At 73.5% G+C, this 15,237-nt stretch carries 17 protein-coding genes; 1 reads left to right on the top strand and 16 read right to left on the bottom strand.

Translation table 11 applies throughout. From position 1 onward, the window contains the following. Window positions 1-32 precede the first annotated feature (32 nt). The 12 genes from ACZ6TV_RS07495 to ACZ6TV_RS07440 all read right to left on the bottom strand — a co-directional run bounded on the left by ACZ6TV_RS07495 (window position 33) and on the right by ACZ6TV_RS07440 (window position 11,494). Window positions 33-248 (bottom strand): MbtH family protein, encoded by a 216-nt coding sequence (locus tag ACZ6TV_RS07495; RefSeq protein WP_465296328.1) that lies wholly within the window; start codon window positions 246-248, stop codon window positions 33-35. A 2-nt stretch (window positions 249-250) separates the two neighbouring features. Next, on the bottom strand, window positions 251-925 hold the full coding sequence (locus ACZ6TV_RS07490; protein WP_465296327.1) for a GNAT family N-acetyltransferase: 675 nt from the start codon (window positions 923-925) through the stop codon (window positions 251-253). Between the two features lie 13 nt (window positions 926-938). Next, window positions 939-1,946: an ABC transporter substrate-binding protein gene (locus tag ACZ6TV_RS07485; protein ID WP_465296326.1), complete on the bottom strand. Its 1,008-nt coding sequence runs from the start codon at window positions 1,944-1,946 to the stop codon at window positions 939-941. 38 nt (window positions 1,947-1,984) lie between these two features. Beyond that, entirely contained in the window at window positions 1,985-3,301 is a 1,317-nt protein-coding gene (locus tag ACZ6TV_RS07480) for a cation:proton antiporter (protein WP_465296325.1), read from the bottom strand. Beyond that, complete coding sequence (locus ACZ6TV_RS07475) at window positions 3,298-4,785, bottom strand: tryptophan 7-halogenase (protein WP_465296324.1); 1,488 nt, start codon at window positions 4,783-4,785, stop codon at window positions 3,298-3,300. Before ACZ6TV_RS07475 ends, ACZ6TV_RS07480 begins: the two co-directional genes overlap by 4 nt. Beyond that, entirely contained in the window at window positions 4,782-5,027 is a 246-nt protein-coding gene (locus ACZ6TV_RS07470; RefSeq protein ID WP_465296323.1) for a phosphopantetheine-binding protein, read from the bottom strand. The genes ACZ6TV_RS07475 and ACZ6TV_RS07470 overlap by 4 nt, the downstream gene beginning before the upstream one ends. Window positions 5,028-5,188: 161 nt before the next feature. Continuing rightward, on the bottom strand, window positions 5,189-5,830 hold the full coding sequence (locus ACZ6TV_RS07465; RefSeq protein WP_465296322.1) for an isochorismatase family protein: 642 nt from the start codon (window positions 5,828-5,830) through the stop codon (window positions 5,189-5,191). 5 nt (window positions 5,831-5,835) lie between these two features. Next, on the bottom strand, window positions 5,836-7,422 hold the full coding sequence (locus ACZ6TV_RS07460) for a (2,3-dihydroxybenzoyl)adenylate synthase (RefSeq protein WP_465296321.1): 1,587 nt from the start codon (window positions 7,420-7,422) through the stop codon (window positions 5,836-5,838). After that, on the bottom strand, window positions 7,412-8,581 hold the full coding sequence (locus ACZ6TV_RS07455) for an isochorismate synthase (RefSeq protein ID WP_465296320.1): 1,170 nt from the start codon (window positions 8,579-8,581) through the stop codon (window positions 7,412-7,414). Before ACZ6TV_RS07455 ends, ACZ6TV_RS07460 begins: the two co-directional genes overlap by 11 nt. Window positions 8,582-8,644: 63 nt before the next feature. Further along, a complete protein-coding gene (locus tag ACZ6TV_RS07450; protein ID WP_465296319.1) occupies window positions 8,645-9,499 on the bottom strand; it encodes a 2,3-dihydro-2,3-dihydroxybenzoate dehydrogenase in 855 nt (284 codons plus the stop codon). Between the two features lie 76 nt (window positions 9,500-9,575). Next, window positions 9,576-10,400: an ABC transporter ATP-binding protein gene (locus ACZ6TV_RS07445; RefSeq protein ID WP_465296318.1), complete on the bottom strand. Its 825-nt coding sequence runs from the start codon at window positions 10,398-10,400 to the stop codon at window positions 9,576-9,578. Beyond that, complete coding sequence (locus ACZ6TV_RS07440) at window positions 10,397-11,494, bottom strand: FecCD family ABC transporter permease (RefSeq protein ID WP_465296317.1); 1,098 nt, start codon at window positions 11,492-11,494, stop codon at window positions 10,397-10,399. The genes ACZ6TV_RS07445 and ACZ6TV_RS07440 overlap by 4 nt, the downstream gene beginning before the upstream one ends. A 27-nt stretch (window positions 11,495-11,521) precedes the next feature. Between ACZ6TV_RS07440 and ACZ6TV_RS07435 the strand changes: the two genes are divergently transcribed. Then, complete coding sequence (locus ACZ6TV_RS07435; RefSeq protein WP_465296316.1) at window positions 11,522-11,755, top strand: hypothetical protein; 234 nt, start codon at window positions 11,522-11,524, stop codon at window positions 11,753-11,755. Here the strand turns inward: ACZ6TV_RS07435 and ACZ6TV_RS07430 are convergent. The 4 genes from ACZ6TV_RS07430 to ACZ6TV_RS07415 are packed head-to-tail and all read right to left on the bottom strand — an operon-like array spanning window position 11,736 to window position 15,069. Then, window positions 11,736-12,776: a FecCD family ABC transporter permease gene (locus ACZ6TV_RS07430; protein WP_465296315.1), complete on the bottom strand. Its 1,041-nt coding sequence runs from the start codon at window positions 12,774-12,776 to the stop codon at window positions 11,736-11,738. The two genes, ACZ6TV_RS07435 and ACZ6TV_RS07430, sit on opposite strands and share 20 nt — an antisense overlap. Further along, a complete protein-coding gene (locus ACZ6TV_RS07425; RefSeq protein ID WP_465296314.1) occupies window positions 12,763-13,578 on the bottom strand; it encodes a siderophore-interacting protein in 816 nt (271 codons plus the stop codon). Before ACZ6TV_RS07425 ends, ACZ6TV_RS07430 begins: the two co-directional genes overlap by 14 nt. Next, window positions 13,575-14,456 (bottom strand): alpha/beta fold hydrolase, encoded by an 882-nt coding sequence (locus ACZ6TV_RS07420; RefSeq protein ID WP_465296313.1) that lies wholly within the window; start codon window positions 14,454-14,456, stop codon window positions 13,575-13,577. Before ACZ6TV_RS07420 ends, ACZ6TV_RS07425 begins: the two co-directional genes overlap by 4 nt. A 10-nt stretch (window positions 14,457-14,466) precedes the next feature. Beyond that, complete coding sequence (locus ACZ6TV_RS07415; RefSeq protein ID WP_465296312.1) at window positions 14,467-15,069, bottom strand: ATP-binding cassette domain-containing protein; 603 nt, start codon at window positions 15,067-15,069, stop codon at window positions 14,467-14,469. Window positions 15,070-15,237 lie beyond the last annotated feature (168 nt).

The raw sequence follows: 15,237 nt of genomic DNA, 5'->3' as shown, positions 1-15,237 counted from the left end.
AGAAGTGGTGCGAGGGCACAGTGGGCAGGAGGTCAGCCCGCGGCGTCCAGCTGTGCGGCGAGGCTCTTCGGGCGCAGGTCGGTCCAGTTGGCCTCGACGTAGGCGAGCGCGGCGGCCCGGTCGGTCTCCGGCAGGACGACGGTCCAGCCGGCCGGTACCTGCGCGAAGGACGGCCACAGCGAGTGCTGGCCCTCGTCGTTGACCAGGACGAGGAAGGTGCCGGTCTCGTCGTCGAAGGGGTTGCTCATCGTCAGGTGCTCCTCAGGGCGGGTCGGCGGTCCACGACCATCAGGGCCGCGCGTTTGTGGCCGAGCTCGCTCTCCTGCATGAGGGCGAACCCGGCGGCGGTGAACATGCGCCGGGCGACCACGTGCGCGGCGTCGGGGTCGGCGAGGACCCTGGCGCAGCGCCGGTCGGCGGCGAACAGGCCGGCGACGACCGCCCGGACGAGGGCCCGCCCGTGGCCGCGGCCGGTGCCGTCCGGCGGCCCGATGGCGATGTGGACGCCGAGGTCGTGCGGGTGCGCCGGGTAGTGCTGCCCGACGACGTCCCGCGCGGTGCGGTACAGCTCCAGGTACGCCAGCGGGATGTCGTCGTGGGTGACGACGCAGGGCCTGGTGCAGTCGCCGTCCAGCTGCCCGCGCAGGTGCCTGGCCCAGCGCACGGCCGGCCACGCCTGGTCCCAGAAGCGGTCGACGTGCGGCAGCGACATCCACTCGGCGATCAGCGCCGGGTCGCCGGAGTCCGGGTCGGCCTGCCGCAGCCGCCACGGCGGGCCGAGGACCGGCAGGGGCGGGGGTCCGGCGGCGAGCACCGCGTCGGACAGGCCGTCGCGCACCTCGCGGAACGAGGTGGCGGCATCCGCCGGCCGGTCCAGCTGGGCCGGCCGGCGGATGTCCTGTTCGGGTGCCAGTTCAGCGGCCAAGTCAGCGGCCAAGTCAGCCGCCGGCCTTGGCGGCCGTCGCGATCGTCGGGATGACGTTGTCGATGAAGTACGGGATGGTCAGCGGCGTCGGGTAGCGCAGCGCCGAGAACTGCTCCCGGGTCAGCGGCACGTAGGCGTTCTTCTTGACGGCGTTGAGGTTCTTGAACAGCGTGTTGCCCTCGAGCGCCGTCTTCAGGTCCGGCTCGGTGCAGTAGATCAGCACGACGTCGGCGTCGATCGTGGCGATCTTCTCCAGGCTGAGTGTGGTCGCGAAGTCGTCACCGGTCAGCTTCGCCACCTCGGGCGCGAGGGTGAGGCCGAAGCCGTTGAGGCCCTTGACGCCGGAGTCCTTCTCGGAGCGCAGCACGCCGATGGTGCCGGCCTCGAAGACCTGCGACAGCGAGAACGTCTTGCCGGCGAGCTGCGGGTGGTCGGTCTTGACCTTGGCGACCTTCGCCTCGACGTCCTTGATGATCGTCTCGCCCTGCTCGACCTTGCCGACGAGCTTCGCGACCTGGCGCAGCGTGGTCTGCCACGGGTCCTCGAACGGGCCGGTCTCGTAGGCGGTCGTCGGCACCAGCGGCGACAGCTTCGGGTATTCCTGGTCGATGTAGTAGTCGCTGCCGGCGAGCACGAGGTCGGGGTTGAGCTTGGCGACCTCCTCGGCGTTGACGCCCTCGTCGCCGGCCTCCAGCAGCGCCGGCTTGCCGGTGATCTTCGGCTTCGCCCACGGCGTGATGCCGCCCTCGTCCAGCGACGCGGCGATGCCGACGGGCTGGATGCCGAGCAGGAGCAGCGCGTCGAGGTCCGCGTCGGACAGCGCCACGATCCGTTCGGGCGCCTTGTCCAGCGTGACCTTGCCGAGCTTGTGCGTCACCGTCACCGGGAACGCGGCCGCCGCGGACGCCGGACCGGTCGCGGCCGGTGCGGCCGTGTCCTTGGCGTCGTCGCCGCAGGCGGTCAGGGCGGCCGTCGAGGCCACCAGCACACTCAGCACACCCGCGCTGAATCTGCGCTTCATGGTCATCATCCTTGTCAACTGTCGGAACTTCGGGAACATCACTTGGCGGCGAGCGCGGCCTCGCGGTCGTGCTCCTCGGTGGTCGTCTCCACCCGCGACATCGCCCACCGCAGGATGGGCGGGCTCATCAGGGACGTGGCCACGGCGATCAGCAGCACGATCGTGTAGGCGGCGGTGGTCAGTACCCCGAGCCGGAGCCCGACCGAGGCGATGACCACCTCCACCACGCCGCGCGAGTTCATGCCGGCGCCCAGGGCGGTCGCCTCCCAGCGGCTCAGCCTGCTGCCGAGCGCGCCGAGGTACGCCCCGGCGAACTTGCCCAGCACGGCGATCGCGAGCAGTACCAGCGCGGCCACGAGAACCTTCGGGTCGGCCAGCTCGGTGAGGTCCATCCGCAGCCCGGCGGTGGCCAGGAACAGCGGCGCGAGGACCGACAGCGTGACCGTCCGAAGTGGACCGAGGTCCTGCCACAGGGTGCGTGGCTCGTCGTCGCGCCGGCACTGGCCGATGAGGATGCCGGCGACGAACGCGCCGAACATGGCCTCCATCTTCATGGCGTGCGTCGCGGCGGCGCCGAGCAGCACGATCACGACCGCGACGGCGACCCGCGGGCCGGGGTCGGCGGACTTCCCCGCGTGGTGCATCGCCCAGCGCACCAGGGGGCGGCCGATGATCAGCGCCGCGGCGAGGAACCCGATCAGGTAGGCCGCGGAAAGTGCCACGGCCCCGCCGGACACCCCGGCGGCGGTGGCCGCGGCGGCGACGATCGACAGCAGGAACCAGCCGACGGCGTCGTCGAACGTGCCGGCGGTGAGGATCAGCTGCCCGATGTCGCGGTGCAGCAGGCGCAGGTCGGCGAGGGTCTTGGCGATGACCGGCAGCGCGGTCACGCACATCGCGACGCCGATGAACAGCGCGAAGACGTCCCGGGAGATGTCGCCCGGGATGAGCTCCGAGGGCACCAGGTAGCCGGCCGCGATGCCCAGGCCGAATGGGATGACCAGGCCGAACAGGCTGATCCGCAGTCCGGTGGCGCCGCGGCGGCGCAGCATCCCGACGTCGAGCTGCGCGCCGGTCACGCCGACGAGCAGCAGGACGCCGACCTGACCGACGGCGTCGATCAGGTGCAGCTGGCCCGCGTCGGCCGGCAGCAGCCAGGTGACCGGCTCGAGCTCGATGGTGCCGAGCAGCGACGGGCCGAGCAGCACACCGGTCAGCAGCTCACCGGCGAGGGCGGGCAGGCCGAGCCGGACGGCGAGCCGGCCGAGCGCGAGGGCCACGAGCAGCAGGACACTCGCCTGCAGCAGGAAGAGCAGCAGCTCGTGGCCCCCGAGGCTCGGCAAGGGTGTGCTCATGAGACCTTGACCGACGACTCCACCCAGGCGAGGCCGTCGGCGGAGGGGACGAGGCCGTCCTCCAGCAGGGGCAGCTCGCGGGCCGCCTCGCCCTGCACGCCACGGACCTGGATGTTGTTCATCTCCGTCATGACCTCGCGGACCACCGGGGTGCCGAAGAGGTGGTTCATGCGTTCGCCGGACGGCGTCTGCATCGTGCCGGTCTTCTCGATCGCGTCGGCAAGCTTCTCCGAGGAGGCGCGGAAGCCGTCGACGAGGGCCGTCTCACCGGAGTGCACGCCACCGACGAGCGTCGCGAACGCCTCCAGGTCGCTGGCGTTGAAGTTGGTGACCTTGCGGGCCTTCCAGAAGTACGACTCCTCGTTGCTCTGCATGTCGTAGAACGCCGAGAGGAACTCGTAGAAGACCCGGTACTCGCGGCGGTACCGACCCTCGAACTCGGTGAACACCCGCTCCTCGGAGGAGCCGCCGGCCAGGACGGTGTTGATCGAGCGGGCGGCCAGCAGGCCCGAGTAGGTGGCCAGATGCACACCGGTGGAGAAGACCGGGTCGATGAAGCACGCGGCGTCGCCGACGAGCAGCATGCCCGGGCGCCAGAACGTGCTGTTGGTGTAGGAGTAGTCCTTGCGGGTACGGATCTCGCCGTAGGTGCCCTCGGTGACGCGGGTCGCGTCGGACAGGAAGCCCTTGACGATCTCGCACCGGTCGATGAAGCCGAGCAGCGCCTCTTCCTGGTCGCCCTGCAGCTTCGCGGCGTGCTCGCGGCTGATGACCGCGCCGACGCTGGTGAGCGTCTCGGACAGCGGGATGTACCAGATCCAGCCCTCGTCGAACGCGGCGCACAGGATGTTGCCGGAGTCGGGGGCGGGAAGGCGCTTGCCGCCCTCGAAGTAGCCGAAGAGCGCGATGTTGCGGAAGAAGTCGGAGTACAGCCGCTCGCCGCGCACGTTCTGGTGGATGCGGCTGCGGTTGCCGGACGCGTCCACGACGAACTGCGCCTGGATCTCCCGCACGACGCCGGCCGGGTCGGTGTACCGCACGCCGCGGACCCGCTCGTCGTCGCCGAGGATCTCGTTGACGGCGCTGTTCTCCCGCACGTCGACGCCGTGCTTCGCGGCGTTGCGCAGCAGGATGTCGTCGAACTTCATCCGCTCGACCTGGTAGGCGAACGACGTCGGGCCGGACAGCTCGGGCGCGAAGGCGAACAGGAAGTTCCACGGCTGCGGGTTGGTGCCCCAGCGGAAGCTGCCGCCGCGCTTGACCGTGAACTGCGCCTTCTCCATCTCCTCGGTGACGCCGAGGAGGCGGCAGACGCCGTGGACGGTGGCCGGCAGCAGCGACTCGCCGATCTGGTACCGCGGGAAGGTCTCCTTCTCCAGCAGCACCACCCGGTGGCCGCGCTGAGCGATGAGGGTGGAGACCGTGGACCCGCCGGGCCCACCGCCGACCACGACGACGTCGGCCTGCTCGACAACGGCGCTCATCCGGCCGCCTCCGCGTTCTGCTTGAGCATGGTGAACCAGGCGGCGACCGTGGGCTCCTGGGCCAGGTCGAGGTAGCCGGCCTCGAAGCCGGCCTCGCGCCACTGGGTGGCGAGGCTCATGATGCGGATCGAGTCGAGGCCGCGGTCGAGCAGGTTCTCGTCGTCGGCGATGCTGCCCGGCTCCTCGTCGAGCGCCTCGGCGACGTCACTGCGCAGTCGGTCGAGGCTCAGGGGTGCGGTCATGCGGCCATCCTTCGATGATCGGGTCTTGCGTGTCCGGGCATCCGCGACCGCGGCCTGCGCAGCGCGAACGGCATCCGAACACACTGGCAGCGGCGAATGTGAGGCAAGGCTAGCCTAACTTTTTTGGCGAGTAAAGCGGCGATGGTCACGCCGCCGCGGCGTCAGTGCGCGGGCCGCTGCAGGTCGTCGGCGAGGTCGCTGGTGAGCGCGACGGCGCCGCACCGGTCGTTGACGTGCCGCAGCGCGGCCCGGTGGTCGGCGGGGCTGAAGTCGGCGACCCCGTCGGCGACGACGAACGGCTGCACGCCGCGCATGAACGCGTCCAGGGCGGTGGCGAGGACCCCGATGTGCGCGTAGACGCCGGTGATGACCAGCTGGTCACGCCCGCCGAGCAGCTCGTCCAGGCGGGTGCCGACGAAGGCGCTGTACCGCCGCTTCGTGAGCACCACGTCGGACGGTCCCGGCGTGAGCGCGTCGACGATCGCGAGGGCGCGCGGGTCGGCGGGCGGCCCGTCGCCCCAGAAGTCCCGCAGCAGCCCCCGTTCCTCGCGGCTCTGCCCGCCCGGTTGCGCGGAGTACACGACGGGGATGCCGAACTCGGCGGCGTGCTTGCGCAGCGTGGAGATGTTGTCGATGACCCGGGCCAGCAGCGCCCGGTCCGCGGTGCCGAACGGCGCGAGGAAGTAGTTCTGCATGTCGTGCACGAGCAGCACGGCCCGGGCGGGATCCAGCCGCCAGCCGACCTTCGCGGTGCCGCGTCCGATGTCGGTGGGCACCTGGTACGCGGTGATACGTGGGAGCACGGGTTTCAGCCCTTCTTCGTGGTTGCCGCGTCGCGCAGCAGGGAACGCAGCTCGCGGCGGCTGGTCTTGCCGACACCGGTGGTCGGGAACTCGGCGACCAGCTGCACCCGGTCCGGGATCTTGTAGGCGGCGAGGCCGCGCTCGCGCAGATGGGCGCGGACGGCGGCGAGGGTGAGCGGCGCCGCGCCGGGCCGGGCGACCACGAACGCGCAGCTGCGCTCCCCCAGGTACGAATCCGGGACGGCGACGACGGCGGCGTCGTGCACGTCCGGGTGGGCGAGGAGATGGTTCTCGACCTCCTCGGCGGCGATCTTCTCCCCGCCCCGGTTGATCTGGTCCTTGGCCCGGCCCTCGACGACGAGATAGCCGCCGTCCAGGACCCGGACGAGGTCGCCGGTGCGGTAGAAGCCGTCGGCGGTGAACGCGGCCCGGTTGTGCTCCTCGGCCCGCCAGTACCCGCGGATCGTGTAGGGCCCGCGGGTCAGCAGGTGGCCGACCTCGCCGTCCGGGACGGGCCGGTCGTCGTCGTCGACGACCAGGACCTCGTCGTCGGGTGAGATCGGGCGGCCCTGGGTGTGCAGGACGATGTCGTCGCCGTCGCCGAGCCGGGTGTAGTTGACCAGGCCCTCCGCCATCCCGAACACCTGCTGCAGCCGGCAGCCCAGCACCGGGCCGACCCGCGCGGCGACGGTGGCCGCGAGCTTGGCCCCGCCGACCTGCAGCACCTTGAGACTGCTCAGGTCGGGCGCCTTCCCGGAGGACGCCGCGTCGAGCCAGACCAGCGCCAGCGGCGGCACGGCGGCGGTGATGGTGACCCGCTCGGCCTCGATCAGCGGCAGGACGGTCGCCGGGTCCGGGCGGTGGGCGAGCACCACCCGGGCACCCGCGTGCAGGGCGCCGAGGACACCCGGCGAGGACAGGGTGAAGTTGTGCGCGACGGGCAGCGCCGCCAGGTAGGCGTCCTCGGGCGTCAGCTCGCAGATGTCGGCGCTGGCGCGGACGCTGTACAGGTAGTCGTCGTGCGTCCTGGGGATCAGCTTCGGCAGGCCGGTGCTGCCGCCGGACAGCTGCAGGATCGCGACGTCCCCGGCGCCGGGCCGCGGCACGTCGCCGGCGAGGCCGGTGTAGAGATCCGCCAGGGCGGTGTGCCCACCGGGGTCGCCGGCGACGATCGTCAGGGTGTCGCCGCCGAGGGTGCGGTGGTCGAAGCCCTCGTGCACGCCGGTCGTGACGAACGCGGCGGCTCCGGTGTGCGCCAGGAAGTAGCCGATCTCCGCGGAGCGGTGCGCGGGCAGCGCGAACACCGGCAGCGCGCCGAGGCGGAACAGGGCGAAGATGACGTCGAAGAACTCCGCGACGTTCGGCAGCTGCACCACGACCCGGTCGCCGTGGCCGATCCCGAGCCCGTGCAGGCCCCCGGCCAGGCGCAGCGCCCGGTCGCGCAGCTGCGTGTAGGTGATGTGCCGCCCGCCGTCGACGACCGCGACCCGCTCACCGTGCTTCGCCGCGCGGTCGCGCAGGAAGTCGTCGAACGTCTCGCCGGTCCAGTAGCCGCGCTCGACGTAACGGCGGGCGGCGTCCTCAGGCCACATCGGACAGTCCCAGGGCGGCGAGCATCGTGCCGAGCTTCGCGGTGGTCTCGCGCAGCTCCGCGGCCGGGTCGGAGTCGCCGACGATACCCGCGCCGGCGAACAGGTCGAGACCGTCGGCGTCCGCGGTGGCGCACCGGAGGGTGACGGCCCACTCGCCGTTGCCCTCGGCGTCGCCCCAGCCGACCATGCCGGCGTAGAAGCCCCGGTCGAAGGGCTCCAGCTCGGCGATGGCGGCGCACGCGGCGGCCGTCGGCGTGCCCCCGACGGCGGGCGTCGGGTGCAGCGCGGTCGCCAGCTCCAGGGCCGACACCGCCGGGTCGAGCAGCTCGCCGGTGACCACTGTGGACAGGTGCCACACCGTGGCGGTGCGCACCAGGGACGGCTCGGCGGGCAGGTCGAGGTCGCGGCAGAACGGGCGCAGCCCGTCGACGACCGCGGCGCTGACCACGACGTGCTCGTGCCGGGCCTTGGCCGAGGCGAGCAGCGCCGCGGCGCGGCGGGCGTCCTCGACCGGGTCGGCGCTGCGGGGCACGGACCCGGCGATGGGGTTGGCCACGACGTGCCGGCCGGACCGCTTGACCAGCAGCTCGGGGCTGGCTCCCAGCAGGGTCCGCCCGTCGCCGAGGTCGACGCCGAAGGTGTACCCGCCGGGCTCGCGAGCGGCGAGGGCGCGCAGCACGGGACGGGCGTCGAAGTGGGGCGCGTCGACCCGCAGCGACCTCGCCAGGACCACCTTGGTGAGCTCACCGGCGCGGATCCGGCCGACCGCGCGGGCGACGGCGTCCTCGTACCGCGACGGATCCGGCACCGGGTGCACCCTGACGACGCCCGCGCCGGTGGCCTGGAACGGCGACGCGACCGGCGGGCCGCCGCGCCGCAGCCGCATCGGCACGATCAGCCGGGCGGCGGCGTCCGGGGCGAACGGGACGGCGCCCACCACCGTGCGGACCTCGTGGCCGGCCGCCTCGGCGACCCGCAGCACCGCGTCGACCCGGCGCGCGAGGTCGGCGAGGCCGTCCCGGCGGCCGGACGGCGGCACCGCGAAGTAGGTGCCCTCGGCCAGCAGCGTGCCGGACGGCGACGCGAACAGCGACGACGTGCCCGGCCGGTAGGCGGACATCAGGTCGGCCGCGGTCGAGGCGGCGGAGACGGTGGTCACGGATGGTGCTCCCTTCGTCGGCAGGTGGGCTGCCGGGTGCCGGTACGGACGATGCGCGGGGGTTCAGGCGCGCAGCGTCGCGCCGCCGTCGACATACAGGTCGTGCATGGTGATGTGCCGTGCCCGGTCGGACACGAGGAAGAGCACGGCGTCGGCGATGTCGGCGGGCTCGGCGATGCGGCCCAGCGGGATCCCGGTGCGGTAGCGGCGCGGGTCGCCGGCGATGACGGGGTCGGCGCCGCCGTCCGTCCACAGTGCCCGCTGCATCGGCGTGTCCGTCGAGCCGGGCGCCACGACGTTGCAGCGGATGCCGTACGGCGCGAGCTCCAGCCCGAGCGACTTGGTGAACATGGTCGCGGCGGCCTTCGAGGCGGCGTAGGCGGCCATCCCGCTGCGTGGCACCCCGGCGGCGTTGGAGGAGACGGTCACGATGACGCCCTGGCGGCGCGGGGCCATCCGCCGGGCGACGGCACGGCTGGTGTTGAACACGCCGGTCGCGTTGACGGCGAACGTGTCGGACCAGTCGCCGTCGCTGGTGTCGACCACCGCGCCGGGGCGCAGGACGCCGGCGACGTTGACCAGGATGCCGATCGGGCCGAGGTCCCGCTCGATCCGCTCGACGACCGCGTCGACCTCCCAGGAGGACGCGACGTCGGCGACGTAGCCGGCGACACGGCCCCGCGGGCCGGCGGGCTCCCGGCGGGACCTGGCTTCCTGGTGGAACCGGGCCTCTTGGTGGGACCCGGCCTCCTGGCGGGACCCGGCCTCGTCCTGGGGCGGTTCGGTTTCCTTGCGGGGCAGGTCGACCGCCGCGACCAGGGCGCCCTCCGCGGCGAGCGCGGCCGACACGGCCAGGCCGATCCCCTGGCCGGCACCGGTGACGAGCGCGGTCATGCCCTCGATCCCAGACGCGCGCATGCAGCTCCCTATATTTAAGCTTAGCCTTGCCTAACAAGATAGTGGTCGAGCGGTCCCGTGTCACTTGACGGAAACATCACCTGGGAAGCGGGACCACCAACGGGGTGCCGGTCGCCGGATCCGGCACGACGAGCGCCCGCAGCCCGAACACGTCGGCGAGCATCTCGGGGGTCAGAACGTCCTGCGGCGGCCCGGACACCACGATCCGGCCGTCCTTCATGGCGACGAGGACGTCGGCGTACCGCGCGGCGAGGCTCAGGTCGTGCAGCACCATGACCACGGTCCGCTCCCGCTCCCGGTGCAGCCGGGCGGCGAGGTCGAGCACGTCGATCTGGTGCGCGAGGTCCAGGTAGGTGGTCGGCTCGTCGAGCAGCAGCAGGTCGGTGCCCTGGGCGAGGGCCATCGAGATCCACGCCCGCTGCCGCTGCCCGCCGGACAGCGCGTCGACGGGCCGGTCGGCGAGCTCGATCATGTCGGTCCACCGCAGCGCCTCGGCGACGATGCCCTCGTCGGCGCGCGACCACTGGCTGAACCAGCTCTGGTGCGGGTGCCGGCCGCGCATCACCAGGTCGGCGACGGTGAGACCCTCCGGCGCGACGGGTGCCTGCGGCAGCACCCCGACGACCTTCGCGACCTCCTTCGTCGGCACCCGGTCGATCTGCTTGCCGTCCAGCAGGACCTGTCCGGCGGCCGGGCGCAGCAGCCGGCCGAGGGCCCGCAGCAGCGTCGACTTGCCGCAGCCGTTGGGCCCGATGATCGCGGTGATCGCCCCGTCGACGACGTCGACGTCGAGGTGCTCGGCGACGGTCACGTCGCCGTACGCCAGGCGCAGGTCGCGGGCCTGCAACCGGCTCGTGGTGACCGCGGCGGTCGGGGCGGCGCCGTTCAGCGGGGTGCTCATGCGGTGGTCCTCCTTGTGCCGCGCAGCAGCAGCCACAGCAGGTACGGTGCGCCGATCATGGCGGTGAGCAGGCCGACCGGCAGCTCCCGCGGGGCGACCACGATCCGGGCGGCGAGGTCGGCGCCGACCACGAGCAGCGCGCCCAGCAGCCCCGACACGATCACCGGCGGGCGGCTGCCGCCGCACAGCCGCAGCGCGATCTGCGGCACGACGAACGCGACGAACTCGACCGGCCCGCCCGCCGACACGGCCGCCGCGGCGAGGGCGACCGCGATCGCGACGACCGCGAACTGGGCCGTCTGCAGCCGCAGCCCGAGGGCGCGGGCGGTGTCGTCGCCGAACTGCAGGACCCGCAGCGCGACCACGGCGGCGACGGCGAACGGGGCGAGCACCAGCAGGGCGACGGCCAGGGGCCGCACGTTGCTCCAGTCGCGGCCGCTGACCGATCCGGTGAGCCAGATCGTGGCCTGCTTGGCGTCGACCAGGTCCGCGCGGACGAGCAGGTAGGACACGACCGCCTGGAGGACCTCGCCGACGCCGAGGCCGACGAGGACGAGTCGGTAGCCGTCGATGCCGCGTTTGTACGCGAGGACGTAGATGAGCGCGGCGCTGACCGTGGCGCCGAGCAGCGCGGCGACCGGCACGCCGAGCATGCCGCCGGCGGCGCCGCCGAGGACGATCGCGCCGACCGCGCCGACCGCCGCTCCCCCGGTCACGCCGAGGACGTCGGGGCTGGCGAGCGGGTTACGGGCGAACGTCTGGGTGAGCGCGCCGGACATGGCCAGCGCGCAGCCGACGAGCAGCGCGCACACCACCCGGGGCATCCGCAGCTGCAGCAGGATGTGCCGCTGGGCGCGGGTGCCCTCGCCGTTGAGGACGTCCCACACGGCGCCGGGCGGGATCGGGAACTCGCCCCGCCCGACGCTGATCACGGCCAGGACCAGGGCGACGGCGAGGGCGAGGGCACCGACGACGACCGCGCGGAACGGCACGGCGGCGGACACCGGCCCGGCGCGCAGCACGACCCGGCCGGGCAGCGGCAGCGCGGTGACGGCGTCGCCGGTCTTGCGCGGCGCGCGGGGCAGCACGGTCACGGCGCCACCGGTCCGATCCCGCGTGAGGTGCGCGGCGCGGAAGGCACCGTCACGAAGGTCCTGCACGAGATGCGCGGCGCGGAAGGCACCGTCACCAAGGTCCTGCACGAGATGCGCGGCGCGGAAGGCACCGTCACCAAGGTCCTGCACGAGGTGCGCGGCGCGGAAGGCACGGTTACGAAGGTCCTGTGCGAGGTGCGCGGGGTGAGGAGCACGGTCTCGCGCCGGGTGCGTGGCACGGTCACAGCGCCACCAGCCTGACGCGGCGGACGAGGTACACGAAGAACGGCGCCCCGAAGACGGCCAGGACGATGCCCGTCTGCAGCTCGGCGGGGCGGGCGACCAGGCGGCCGGCGACGTCGGCGATCAGCACCAGGCAGCTGCCGAGGCACGCCGAGTACGGCAGCAGCCAGCGGTGGTCCGGCCCGGTGATGGCACGGGCGAGGTGCGGCACGACGAGGCCGACGAAGCCGATCGGCCCGCACGCGGCGGTCGCCGCCCCGGTGAGCAGCATGATCGCGGCGACGCCGACGGCACGGGCGAGCCCGATGTGCTGCCCGAGCGCGCGGGCGACGTCCTCGCCGAGCCCGAGGGCGTTGAGGGCGGGCGCGTTCACGGCGGCCAGTACCAGACCGACGATGATGAACGGCAGGACCTGCCAGGCGACGTCCAGGTCGCGGCCAGACAGCGACCCGACGACCCAGAAGCGGAAGCTGTTGAGCGACGCCGCGTCGGACAGCAGCACGGCCGAGGTGAACGAGCTCAGCAGCGCGCTGATCGCCATGCCGGCGAGGGCGAGCGTCACCGGGGTGGGGCCGCCGCGCTGGGTGGCGCCGATGCCGAACACGACGAGGCTGGCGGCGAGCGCGCCGCCGAACGCGAACCAGATGTAGCCGGTGAGCGAGCCGACGCCGAACACGGCGGTGCCGAGCACGACGGCGAACGACGCGCCCGCGGACACGCCGAGCAGGCCCGGGTCGGCGATCGGGTTGCGGGTGTGGCCCTGGATGAGCGCGCCGCCGACGCCGAGGGAGACGCCGACGAGCACGCCGAGGACGGTGCGCGGCAGCCGCAGCTCCCGCACGACCGCGGTCGCGTCGCCGCCGTCGGGGGCGACGATCGCGCCCCACACCTCGGCCGGGTGCAGCGTCTGCGCGCCCAGGCCGAGGCTCAGCAGCACCGCCACGCCGGCGAGCGCGACCAGCCCGGCGAGCACGGCGACCCGCGCCCGCCAGGGAGACCGCGCCTTGACCAGGGTGGGTAACGCGTCAGTCTTCGTCATCGTCGTGGTGGTCGAGGTTGACGACGCCGCGCTTCCAGTACCCGTCGACCTCGACCCAGTCCCGGGGCAGGCCGAGGGTATGCAGGTAGCGGCGGATCGGCTTGAGCGTCCCGGCCTCGCCGGCGACCCAGCAGTACCCGTCGCCGGGCGGCAGCTCCAGGCCGCGGATGGCCCGCTCCAGGTGCCCGCCGTCGATGCTCGTGTCGCGGTGCAGCCACACCAGGGTGGTGTCGGCGGTGACGGCCAGGTCCTGCTCCTCGGCGGCGTCGGCGACGTCGACGAACGCGAAGACCGGCACCCCGGCCGGGACCTTCTCCAGCCAGGCGGCGAGCGACGGCAGCGCGGTCTCGTCCCCGGCGAACAGGTACCAGTCGAAGTTCATCGGGTTGATGTTGGAGCCGCGCGGGCCGAGGACGCCGACCTTCTGCCCGGGCGCGGCCTGCGCCGCCCACGCCCCCGCCGGCCCGTAGCCGTGCAGGACGAAGTCGATGTCCAGCTCGCGCCGCTCGGGCCGCAGGTGGCGCACCGTGTAGTCGCGGAACGTGGGCCGGGGCGCGCCGGGCGGCGGCGGCTCGAGACCGTCCTCGCCGAGGGTCGGCATGACGGGCAGCTCGGCGCCGGGCTCCGGGAAGAACACCTTGACGTGGTCGTCGGGCGCGGCGTAGCAGAACCCGTCGAGGTCCTCGCCGGTGAGCGTGACGCGCACGGTCCGCGGCGTGACCCGCTCGACCCTGGCCACCTCCAGCAGCCGGGGCGTGAGGTCGTGCCAGACCATCTCGATCTCGCGGGTCGGGGTCGTCATCGGGGCTCCCTGGGGTCTGCGGAGGCGGGGTCTGCGGAGGCGGGGTCTGCGGAGGCGGGGTCTGCGGAGGCGGGGTCGGCGAAGAACTCGAGCAGGGCGGCGTTCACCGGCGCGGGCTGCTCCAGGTAGCCGTAGTGCCCGGCGTCGGGGATCTCGGTGTAGCGGGCGCCGGGGATGGCGGCGGCGAGCTCCCGGCCGCGGGCCGCCGGCGCGACCAGGTCGTCGGCGAAGGACACCACGAGCGTCGGGGTGCGGATCCCCCGGTACGCGGCGAGCCGGTCGGTGGTGATGTCGACCTCGAGCTGCGCGCGCACACCCACGTCCTCGATGTCGGCGGTGGCCATCTCGAACAGGTCGAGCCAGTCCTGCACCGCCTGCTCGTCCCGCAGCGTGCGCGGCGACAGGTTCTGCATGGCCCGCATGGCGGCGTCGTACGCGACGGGCAGGCGCACGCGCTCGTCGTACAGCGACTGCTCGGCGGCGGCGAGCGCCCGGGAGTACGCGTCGGGGCGGCCCCGGCTGGCCATGAGCACCGCCTGGCGGGCCAGGTCGGGGCGGGCGACGAGGAGCTCCTGCACGATGTGGGCGCCCATCGACGAGCCGACGAGCCGGCAGGGCCCGCCGACCAGCCGCTCGATCAGGCCGGCGGTGTCGGCGACGAGGTCCGCGACGGTGAGCCCGGGTGCCGCCGGCTCGCTGGGGGCGATGCCGCGGTTGTCGACGGTGATGGCCCGGTACCCGGCGGCGACGAGCGCGGGCACCTGGTGCAGCCGCCAGGTGCGCCCGCCGGCGCCGGTGCCGGGCAGCAGGACGACAGCGTCGCCGCTGCCGGAGTCTTCATAGTGCAGGGTCACCGCACCGGTGTTCACGAACGGCATGCGTGGGTCCTCATTGGACGATCGCTCCGGCGGCCATCCGGATCACCCTGGGGAAGGCGTCGATGGTGGCCTGTCGGTGGGCGATGACGATCAGGGTCCGGTCGGCATGCAGGTTACCGACGGCGGTCTCGAGGCGGTGCGCGGTGACGGGGTCGAGGTCGGCGGTGGCCTCGTCGAGGATGACCACGTCGGGTTCGACGAGCGCGGCGCGGACCAGCCCGACGAGCTGCCGCTCGCCGGCGGACAGGTGGGCGCCGCGCGGGCCGAGGTCGGTGTCGAAGCCGTCGGGCAGGGCGGCGACCCAGCCCTCCAGGTCCAGGGTCCGCACCGCGCGTTCGAAGTCGGCGCGGCCCGGGCCGCCGGGCGCGAGCGCGAGGTTGTCGGCGAGGGTGCCGGTGATCAGGTGCACCTGCTGCGGCACGAGGATGATCCGGCGGCGCAGCGCGGCGTACGGCACGTCGGCGAGGTCGGTGCCGCAGTAGGTGACCGTGCCGCTGTCCGGCGTGTACAGCCCGGCGAGGAGCTTCGCGAGCGTCGTCTTGCCGGAGCCGGTCTCGCCGGCGAGCGCGACCCGCTCCCCCGCCTCGAACCGCACGTCGACGTCGTGGAGCACCTGGCGGTCGGGGCCGTACGAGTAGCTGACCCCTCGCGCGACGAGGCTGCCCTTCGCGGTCGCGGGCCCGGGGGGGGGGGGGGGGGGGGGGGGGGGGGGGGGGGGGGGGGGGGGGGGGAGGGGGGGGGGTGGGGGGGGGGGGAGGGGGGGGGGGGGGGGAGATTGGAC

The sequence above is a fragment of the Dactylosporangium sp. NPDC051087 genome (genome assembly GCF_055586325.1).
Note: the sequence above shows the minus strand (reverse complement) of the source record. Positions and strands in the feature narration are given on the sequence as shown.